This window comes from Micromonospora sp. NPDC049799 (assembly GCF_040656655.1).
In the GTDB taxonomy this organism is placed as follows: domain Bacteria; phylum Actinomycetota; class Actinomycetes; order Mycobacteriales; family Micromonosporaceae; genus Micromonospora.
The window spans coordinates 1-1,774 of record NZ_JBFAMU010000763.1 but is presented as its reverse complement, the minus strand read 5'-3'; the positions used below and the strand labels follow the sequence as shown (position 1 = coordinate 1,774).

Sequence of the window (1,774 nt, the reverse complement as noted above, 5' to 3'; positions counted from 1 at the left end):
CTCGCCACGCCGGGGGAGCGGCTGGCGCTGCCCGGCGCGCTGACCGAGACGGTCGACGGGCCGGCCGCCACCGCCGCCGACGCCGTCGACCTGATCGAGGCCCTCGCGCGCCGGCTGGTCGTCGGCATGGAAACGCTCGGCTGGGACGGGGCGAAGGCCGGCGCGGTGGTGGCCGAGGTCACCGGACGCGAGATCCCCGACGTCGTGGCCGTGCTCCGCTTCGCCGCCCGGGAGGTGGTGCCCCGGCTGGACCGCACCACCGACGAGATCGACCGGCTGCTCGGCGCGCTCGACGGTCGGTTCGTGCCGCCCGGTCCGTCCGGCTCACCCACCCGGGGCCTGGTCAACGTGCTTCCCACCGGCCGGAACTTCTACTCCGTCGACCCGAAGGCGATCCCCTCGCGCAACGCCTGGGACGTCGGGGTGGCCCTGGCCGACTCGCTGCTCGCCCGGCACCTCGGCGACACCGGCGCGTACCCGCGGTCGGTCGGGCTGACGGTCTGGGGCACCAGCGCCATGCGTACCCAGGGCGACGACGTCGCCGAGGTCCTCGCCCTGCTCGGCTGCCGCCCCACCTGGGACGACCGGTCCCGTCGGGTGACCGGCGTGGAGGTGGTGCCGCTGCCCGAGCTGGGCCGCCCCCGGATCGACGTCACCGTGCGCATCTCCGGGTTCTTCCGCGACGCCTTCCCGCACGTCGTGGCGCTGATCGACGACGCCGTCCGGCTGGTCGCCGCCGTCGACGAGCCTCCTGAGCGGAACTTCGTCCGCGCCCACGTGGACGCCGACGTGGCGGAGCACGGCGACGAACGGCGGGCCACCGCCCGGATCTTCGGCTCCAAACCCGGGGCGTACGGGGCGGGCCTGCTGCCGCTGATCGACGCCCGCACCTGGCGCACCGACGCCGACCTCGCCGAGGTGTACGCCGTCTGGGGCGGCTACGCGTACGGCCGGGGCCTCGACGGGCGGGAGGCGCGCGCCGACATGGAACGCTCCTTCGCCCGCATCGCGGTGGCCGTGAAGAACCAGGACACCCGCGAGCACGACATCGTCGACTCCGACGACTACTTCCAGTACCACGGCGGGATGGTGGCGATGGTCCGCCACCTCACCGGCGCCGCGCCGGAGGCGTACGTGGGGGACTCGGCGATGCCGCACGACGTGCGCACCCGCACCCTCGGCGAGGAGACCCGGCGGGTGTTCCGGGCCCGGGTGGTCAACCCGCGCTGGATCGCCGCGATGCGCCGCCACGGCTACAAGGGCGCGTTCGAGCTGGCGGCCACCGTGGACTACCTGTTCGGCTACGACGCCACGGCCGGCGTCGTCGACGACTGGATGTACGAGCAGCTGGCGAAGGCGTACGTCTTCGACGCCGAGAACCGGGACTTCCTCCAGCGGTCCAACCCGTGGGCGCTGCGTGGCATCACCGAGCGGCTGCTGGAGGCCGCCGACCGGGGCCTGTGGGCGGAACCGGAACCGGCCACCCTGGACCGGCTCCGGGAGGCGTACCTGGCCGGCGAGGGTGACCTGGAGGACCGGTCATGACGGCGTACCCGTTCAGCGCGGTGCTCGGCATGGATGACATGCGCCTCGCGCTGCTGCTCAACGCCGTCAGCCCGGCCATCGGCGGGGTGCTCGTACGCGGCGAGAAGGGCACCGCCAAGTCCACCGCCGTCCGGGCTCTCGCCGCCCTGCTGCCGCCGGTGGACCGGGTGGCCGGCTGCCGGTTCACCTGCGACCCGGCCGCCCCCGACCCGGGTTGCCCGGACGGGCC

Annotated in this window: 1 protein-coding gene and 1 pseudogene; both read left to right on the top strand. The window is 74.6% G+C overall.

Annotation, left to right across the window (positions count from 1 at the left end; translation table 11 throughout):
• Positions 1–1,545: cobaltochelatase subunit CobN (locus AB0I76_RS29230; RefSeq protein ID WP_357042176.1), on the top strand; the 1,545-nt coding region annotated here is incomplete at its 5' end.
• A 5-nt stretch (positions 1,546–1,550) separates the two neighbouring features.
• A pseudogene (locus tag AB0I76_RS29225) lies at positions 1,551–1,774 on the top strand (protoporphyrin IX magnesium chelatase); the annotation flags it as partial.